This is a genomic window from Geodermatophilus sp. SYSU D00758, from assembly GCF_054049955.1.
The window spans coordinates 45,801-53,331 of record NZ_JBJGYK010000027.1 but is presented as its reverse complement, the minus strand read 5'-3'; the positions used below and the strand labels follow the sequence as shown (position 1 = coordinate 53,331).

Sequence of the window (7,531 nt, the reverse complement as noted above, 5' to 3'; positions counted from 1 at the left end):
CCCCCCCGCCCCGCCCCCGGCCCGCCCCCCCCCCCCCCCCCCCCGCCCCCCCCCCCCCCGCCCGCCCCCCCGCCCCCCCCCGCGGCTGGCCGTGCCGCCCGGGCCGGCGCGGCCCCGCCCGCTGCTCGTGTTCTTCCACGGCGCCGGCGGCTCCGCGGCCTCCGCCCTCGACGCGGTCGGGGACCCGGCCGGCGAGCGCGGCGCCCTCCTGCTCGCCACCACCTCGGTCGCCGCGACCTGGGACCTCGTGGCGGGCGGTCTCGGCCGGGACGTCGCCGTCCTGGACGCCGCCCTCGAGCAGGTCCTGGCCCGCCACCCGGTCACCGGGGTGGCGCTGGGCGGCTTCTCCGACGGGGCGTCCTACGCGCTGTCGCTGGGCCTGGCCAACGGCGACCTCGTCGAGCACGTCCTCGCGTTCTCGCCGGGCTTCGCCCTGCCGCCCCGCCGCCAGGGCCGCCCGCGGGTGTGGGTGACGCACGGGACCGCCGACCGGGTGCTCCCGGTGGCGCGGTGCGGGCGGCGGGTGGCCGCCCAGCTGGCCGGCGAGGGCTACGACGTCGTCTACGAGGAGGTGCCCGGCGGCGGGCACGAGGTGACGCCGGGCCTGGCCGGCGCCGCCTTCGACGCCTGGCTGGGCAGCTGACCGGGTCGGCCGCCCGGGCCACCTCGGCGCGCTGGTTCTCGTCCCGGCAGGCGCGGGTGACGTCCCGCAGCATCCGCAGCAGCGCGATGAGCACCGAGGGTTCCCCGGCACCGAAGCGGCGCAGCTGCCCGCAGCACAGGTCCGGGCAGTAGCGCAGGTCCCGGTCGGGGACGACGACCCGCCCGACGCCGTCCTCGTCCTCGTGCAGGGTCGGGCCCAGGCGGTAGCCGGTCAGCCGCACCAGCAGATGGGCCATGTGGCCGACCGCGGCCGCGGCGGTGGCCACGCCGGACACGGTCGGCCAGGGCCACAGGGGCGTGTGGCCGCGCTCGGCGCTCCCGCCGGGGGTGGTGGTGGTCACCTCGTGCCGACTGCCGGCGTGGGTGGGTGGGAACGGCTCGCGGGGTCTCCAGGTGGCGGCGCGTCGACGCGGTCCCGGATCGACGGCAGCGCCGCGCCCTCGTCTCGAGCGCTCCACGGCCCCGGTGCCCGCACCTCGCGGCACCCGCACGTGCTCCCGCGCCCGTCCTCCGGTCGGGGGACAGGTGCGGGATGGCCCCTCAGGCGGACTCGCGCTCGGTGACGTCCTCGCCGGTGTCGACGGCGTCCTTGGGGCCGCCGGTCTTGGAGGCGGAGAACTCCGGCCCGAGCTTCTCCAGCGCCAGGCGCCCGTAGACCTGCTGCTGGGTGGCGACCCGCTGCGAGCGGCCGCGGCCGAGGAAGCTGACCGCCCAGTGCAGCACGGTGGTGACCCGGCTCTTGAAGCCGATGATGTAGAAGAGGTGCACGACCAGCCAGAGCACCCAGGCGACGAAGCCCTCGAACTTGGCGCCCTTGATGTCGGCGACGGCGGAGAACCGGGAGATCGTCGCCATGTTGCCCTTGTCGCGGTAGCGGAAGGGCCCCTGCGCGGGCTTGCCCTCGATGCGGCGCGTGATCGCCTCGGCCGCGTACCGGCCGCCCTGGATGGCGACCTGGGCCACGCCCGGCAGCTTGTCGAGGCTGGCCATGTCACCCACGACGTGGATCTCGGGGTGCCCGGGCAGGGTGAGGTCGGGCTGCACGCTGATGCGCCCGGCACGGTCGACCTCCGCCCCGGTCTGCTCGCCGAGCAGCCGACCCAGCGGTGAGGCCTGCACCCCGGCCGCCCACACCTTGGTCGCCGCCCGGATCCGGCGGACCTGCCCGTCGGCGTCCTTGACCTCCAGGCCGTCGGCGTCGACGTCGGTGACCATCGCCCCGAGCTGGACCTCGACGCCGATCCGGTTGAGGTGCCGGCGGGCGCGGTCGCCGAGCTTCTCCCCGAAGGTGGGCAGCACGACGGGGGCGGCGTCGAGCAGCACGATCCGGGCCTGGGTCGGGTCGATGCTGCGGAAGTCCCGCCGCAGGGTCCGGTGGGCCAGCTCGGCGATCTGCCCGGCCATCTCGACCCCGGTGGGGCCGGCGCCGATCACGACGAAGGTGAGCAGCCGGTCGATCTCCTCCGGGTCGGTGGCGAGCTCGGCCAGCTCGAAGGCGCCGAAGATCCGGCCGCGCAGCTCCAGGGCGTCGTCGATGCTCTTCATGCCCGGGGCGAACTCGGCGAAGCGGTCGTTGCCGAAGTACGACTGCCCGGCACCGGCGGCGACGACGAGCTCGTCGTAGGGGTGCACCGTGGTGCGACCCAGGATCGTGGAGGTGACCGTGCGCGCGGCCACGTCGATGTCGGTGACCTCGCCGAGCACGACCCGTGCGTTCTCCTGGCGGCGCAGCACCTCACGGGTGGGCGGGGCGATCTCGCCCTCGGAGAGGATGCCCGTGGCCACCTGGTAGAGCAGCGGCTGGAACAGGTGGTGGCCGGTCTTCGCCACCAGGGTGACGTCGACGGGCGCCCGCTTGAGGGCCTGGGCGGCGAACAGGCCGCCGAAACCCGACCCCACGATGACGACCCGCGGCCGTCCGGACGGGGCGGTGCCGACGGGCGCGGTCTCAGGTGATGTCGTCATGATGAATCCAGTCTCCCACTCCGGCGTCTCCCGACCGAGTGCAGCCCGGGCGACCCGGGCCACAACCAGGCCTCCTACCCGCGCGTGCGCGGCTCACGCGGCGCGGTGCACCCTGCGGTCGTGTCCTCCGATGTGGTGCTGGTCCCCGGGCTCGGCCTGGACGGCCGGTCCGCGGCCGGGCTGCGCGACCTGCTGCCGGCCCACCTGCTGCCCGTCGACGTCCTCCTCCTGCCGGGGGCGGGCCTGCGGGCGCCGGTGCCCCCGCTGCCGGACCTGGCCGCGCGGGTGCGCGCCGCCCTGGGGCCGGGCCCGGTGGTGCTGGTCGGCCACTCGCAGGGCTGCCAGGTCGCCGCCGCGGCCGCCGGCGACCCGCGCGTGGCGGCCCTGGTGCTCCTCGGGCCGACGACCGCCCCGGGGCTGCGCTCACCCCTCCGCCTGGCCGCGCGCTGGATCGCGACCGCGCTGGGCGAGCCGTGGTGGCAGGTGCCGCGGCTGGTCACGCAGTGGCTGACCACCGGTCCGCGGGCCATGCGGGCGCTGTGGCGGGCGGCCTCACCGGACCGGCTCGACGCCCGGCTGCGGGGGATCGGGGTGCCGGTGACCGTCGTCCGCGGCACCCGCGACCGGCTCTGCCCGCCGGGCTGGGCCGCCGCGCTCGCCGCGGCGGCACCGCGGGGGCGGCTGGTCGAGCTGCCCGGTGCCGGGCACATGGCGGTCCAGACGCACCCGGCCGCGGTGGCCGCCGTGCTGCGCGCGGTCCACGCCGACGTCGCGCCGCCGGGGGACGACAGGCGGTGAGGGCGGCCCGGCGTGTCACCATGGCGCCGTGCCCTCCGCGTCCACCTCGGCCGGCGCGCTGCTGCGCCACGTGCGGACGGGGCGTGCGCGCAGCCGGGCGGACCTCGTCGCGCTGACCGGTGCCTCGCGCAACACCGTCAGCGCGCGGGTGGACCAGCTGATCGCGGCCAACCTGCTCGAGGAGGGCGGCCGCGGGTGGAGCACCGGGGGCCGCCCGCCCACGCTGCTGCAGTTCAACGCCCGGGCCGGCTGCGTGCTCGCCGTGGACCTCGGGGTCACCAGCGTGGACGTCGCCGTCACCGACCTCTCCGCGCGGGTCCTGGCGACCGCCGGTCACCCCATCGACATCGCCGTGGGCCCCGAGCCGGTCCTGGCGGAGGTCGACCGGCTCGGCCGGCTGGTGCTGGAGGAGGCCGGCCTGGACGCGTCCGCGGTCCGCGCGGTCGGCGTCGGGGTCCCCGGGCCGGTCGAGTTCTCGACCGGCCGGCCGTCCCACCCGCCGATCATGCCGGGCTGGCACGACCACCCCATCCCCGAGGCCTTCGCCCGCTACGGCTGCCCGGTCGTCGTCGACAACGACGTGAACGTGATGGCGCTCGGCGAGATGGGCGTGGCCGGCTCCGAGCAGGACGTCCTCGTGGTCAAGGTCGGGACCGGCATCGGCTGCGGGGTGATCGTCGAGGGGCGCGTCTACCGGGGGGCGCAGGGCAGCGCCGGCGACATCGGGCACATCTACGTCGCGCCGCCGGACGGGCGGACCGTGATCTGCCGGTGCGGCCAGGAGAACTGCCTGGAGGCGATCGCCGGCGGGGGCGCGCTGCTGCGCGACGCCCGGGCCGCCGGTCTGCCGGTGCGCACCACCCGGGACGTCGTCGAGCTGGCCGCCCAGGGTGACGGCCCGACGCTGGAGCTCGTCCGCGGTGCCGGCCGGACGATCGGCACCGTGCTGGCCGCGCTGGTCAACTTCTTCAACCCGCACCGGATCGTGATGACCGGCGGGGTGGCCCGGGCCGGGGCCCCGCTGCTGGCCGGCATCCGCGAGGCCGTCTACGGGCGGTCGATGCCGCTGGCCGCGCGGGCGCTGGAGATCACGGTGAGCGACGCCCCGGACCTCTCCGGCCGGGTCGGTGCCGCGCTGATGGCGATCGAGGAGTTCCTCGGCGAGGACGCCGTCCACCGCGCGCTCACCCGCTGACCGTCTCGTTTCGGTAACCCCCGCCCTCCGTTCTTGACCTGACGTGACGCCGGACATACGTTCTCGCCTGATCGGACTTGTGGTCAGTGCTGAGCAGAAGTCGGGAGGTGGCCGGTGACCGCGCCGCTGCTGGAGATGCACGGGATCGTCAAGACGTTCCCGGGCGTCCGCGCGCTCGACGGCGTGGACCTCGACGTCCGGGCCGGCGAGGTGCACTGCCTGCTCGGTCAGAACGGCGCCGGGAAGTCCACGCTGATCAAGGTGCTGGCCGGGGCCCACCAGCCCGACGCCGGGCAGATCAGCTGGCGCGGCGAGCCGGTGCGGCTGAGCACCCCGCAGGCGGCCATGGGGCTCGGCATCGCGACCATCTACCAGGAGCTCGACCTGGTCTCCGGGCTCACCGTGGCCGACAACGTGTTCCTCGGCCGGGAGCCCGCCCGCCTCGGGCTGACCCGCGCCGCCCGGGCCAACCGGGCCACCGCGGAGCTGCTGGCCCGCCTCGGCCACGACGAGATCCGGCCCTCGGCGGAGGTCGGGTCGCTGCCGGCCGCCGCGCAGCAGATGGTCAGCATCGCCCGGGCCCTGTCGCAGGACGCGAAGCTGATAATCATGGACGAGCCGTCGGCCGTCCTGGACACCGAGGAGGTCGAGCGGCTCTTCGGCGTCGTCCGGGACCTCACCGCCGACGGCGTCGCCGTCGTCTACATCTCCCACCGGCTCGAGGAGATCCGGGAGATCGGCGACCGGATCACCGTGCTGAAGGACGGCCGCACCGTCGCCACCGGCCTGCCGGCCCGCGAGACCCCCACCCGCGAGGTCATCACCCTGATGACCGGCCGGGACATCGAGTACGTGTTCCCCGACCGCCCGGCCCCCCGCGCCGGGGCCGCCCCCGTGCTCGAGGTCGAGGGCCTGGCGCTGCGCGGCCGGTTCTCCGGGGTCTCCTTCGACGTGCGCCCCGGCGAGATCGTCGGCCTGGCCGGGCTGGTCGGCTCCGGGCGCTCGGAGATCCTCGAGACCGTCTACGGGGCGCGCCGTCCCTCGGCCGGCACCGTCCGCGTCGACGGCAAGCGGCTGCGCCCCGGGGACGTGGCCGCGGCCGTGGCCGCCGGCGTGGGCCTGGCCCCCGAGGAGCGCAAGAGCCAGGGGCTGCTGCTCGGCGACTCCGTCGCCCGCAACATCGGCATCGCCAGCCTGGCCCGCTTCGCCCGCGCCGGCTTCCTCTCCGGTGCCGCCGAGCGCGCCGCCGCCCGCGAGCAGGTGGGCGCGCTGGACGTGCGGCCGGCCGACGAGACCCGCGAGGTCCGCACGCTCTCGGGCGGCAACCAGCAGAAGGTCGTCCTGGCCCGGTGGCTGCTGCGCGACTGCCGGGTGCTCCTGCTCGACGAGCCCACCCGCGGCGTGGACGTCGGTGCCCGGTCGGAGATCTACGCGCTGGTGCGCGAGCTCGCCGACCGCGGGGTCGCCGTCGTCGTGGTCTCCAGCGAGATCCCCGAGGTGCTCGGCCTGGCCGACCGGGTCCTCGTCATCGGTGACGGCCGGGTGCTCACCGAGCAGCCCGCCACCGAGCTCGACGAGCACCGCGTGCTCGACCTGGTCATGGAGGACGCGGCCGCCCACTCCGGGACCCACCGCACATCACGAGCAGCGCACGGACAGCACGAAGGGGACGTGGCATGAGCGGCAGCACGACCGCGACGACGGGGGCCGGTGCCCCGGGGACCACGGCGGCGTCCGGCCGCGGCACCGGGCGGGGTCCAGGGCTCCTGGCCGGGCCGGTCGGGCGCAACCTCGGCCTGGTCGTCGCGCTGGTCGTCCTCTGCGTCATCGGCACGGTCACCGCCCCCGAGCGCTTCGTCGACGTGGACAACGTCCTCACCATCCTCCGGCTGGCCGCGGTCATCGGTGTGGTGAGCATCGGCATGACGTTCGTGATCATCGGTGGTGGCATCGACCTGTCGGTGGGCGCGCTGGTCGCCCTGTCGTCGGTCTGGGCGACGACGCTGGCCACCCAGCAGATGGCCGAGGACGTCCACTGGATCGTCATGGTCTTCACCGCGCTGGCGGTCGGCGCCGGGGCGGGGCTGGTCAACGGCGTCGTCATCGCCTACGGGAAGCTGGTCGCCTTCATCGCGACCCTGGCGATGCTCGCCTCGGCCCGCGGGCTGGCGGAGATCATCGCCAACCGGCGCACCCAGATCGTGCAGAACCGGGACTTCCTGGCCTTCTTCTCCGGTGACGTCCTCGGCGTGCCCACCCTGGTGATCATCTTCGCCCTGGTCGCCGTCGCCGGCTGGGTGCTGCTCAACCGGACGACGTTCGGCCGGCGCACCTTCGCCGTCGGCGGCAACGCCGAGGCCGCCCGGCTGGCGGGCATCCGGGTGCAGCGGCACACCATGTGGCTCTACGTGCTCTCCGGGGTCACCTGCGGGATCGCCGCGGTCATGCTCATGGCCCGCACCACCACCGGCAGCTCCACGCACGGCACGCTCTACGAGCTCGACGCGATCGCCGCGGTGGTCATCGGCGGCACCCTGCTCATCGGCGGCCGCGGCACGATCGTCGGCACCGTGCTCGGCGTGCTGATCTTCACCACGCTCGGCAACGTCTTCACGCTGAACAACCTGTCGAGCTCGGCCCAGGCGGTGGCCCGCGGCGTGATCATCGTGATCGCCGTCCTCCTGCAGATGCGCCTGGCCACCGGCAGCTTCAGCCTCCGCCGGCTCGGCAGGGGACCGGGTCCCGCCGGCCCCGCGGCCCCCGGGTCGCCCGCCGGCGCCGTCGCCGGCGGCGCGGCACCCGGCGCGCCCGGGGGCGACCGCCCGGGCGCGCCGGGCACCGGCAAGCGGCTCTGACCCGCGCCCGCCCGAGAGGCACCACCCCGAACCGCACCACCCCGCACCACCCCGT

At 75.9% G+C, this 7,531-nt stretch carries 6 protein-coding genes and 1 pseudogene; 5 read left to right on the top strand and 2 right to left on the bottom strand.

Annotated elements, in window-relative coordinates; translation table 11 throughout:
* Positions 1 to 91: 91 nt before the first annotated feature.
* The gene (locus ACI8AC_RS18130) at positions 92 to 643 is read left to right on the top strand and encodes an alpha/beta hydrolase (RefSeq protein ID WP_456899227.1); all 552 of its coding nucleotides are present in this window, start codon (positions 92 to 94) and stop codon (positions 641 to 643) included.
* Positions 644 to 719: 76 nt separating this feature from the next.
* On the opposite strand, the pseudogene ACI8AC_RS18125 reads toward ACI8AC_RS18130, so the two are convergent.
* Together ACI8AC_RS18125 and ACI8AC_RS18120 are read right to left on the bottom strand one after the other, a co-directional pair.
* Positions 720 to 929, bottom strand: a pseudogene (locus tag ACI8AC_RS18125) (DUF2254 family protein); the annotation flags it as partial.
* 274 nt (positions 930 to 1,203) lie between these two features.
* The gene (locus ACI8AC_RS18120; protein ID WP_456899226.1) at positions 1,204 to 2,628 is read right to left on the bottom strand and encodes an NAD(P)/FAD-dependent oxidoreductase; all 1,425 of its coding nucleotides are present in this window, start codon (positions 2,626 to 2,628) and stop codon (positions 1,204 to 1,206) included.
* A gap of 120 nt (positions 2,629 to 2,748) precedes the next feature.
* Here ACI8AC_RS18120 and ACI8AC_RS18115 point away from each other — a divergent pair, with 120 nt between their 5' ends.
* The 4 genes from ACI8AC_RS18115 (at position 2,749) to ACI8AC_RS18100 (ending at position 7,476) form a co-directional block, all read left to right on the top strand.
* On the top strand, positions 2,749 to 3,426 hold the full coding sequence (locus ACI8AC_RS18115) for an alpha/beta fold hydrolase (protein WP_456899225.1): 678 nt from the start codon (positions 2,749 to 2,751) through the stop codon (positions 3,424 to 3,426).
* A gap of 28 nt (positions 3,427 to 3,454) precedes the next feature.
* On the top strand, positions 3,455 to 4,621 hold the full coding sequence (locus ACI8AC_RS18110; RefSeq protein WP_456899224.1) for an ROK family protein: 1,167 nt from the start codon (positions 3,455 to 3,457) through the stop codon (positions 4,619 to 4,621).
* A 114-nt stretch (positions 4,622 to 4,735) separates the two neighbouring features.
* Entirely contained in the window at positions 4,736 to 6,301 is a 1,566-nt protein-coding gene (locus tag ACI8AC_RS18105) for a sugar ABC transporter ATP-binding protein (RefSeq protein WP_456899223.1), read from the top strand.
* Entirely contained in the window at positions 6,298 to 7,476 is a 1,179-nt protein-coding gene (locus ACI8AC_RS18100) for an ABC transporter permease (protein ID WP_456899222.1), read from the top strand. The genes ACI8AC_RS18105 and ACI8AC_RS18100 overlap by 4 nt, the downstream gene beginning before the upstream one ends.
* The last annotated feature ends 55 nt before the right edge of the window (positions 7,477 to 7,531 follow it).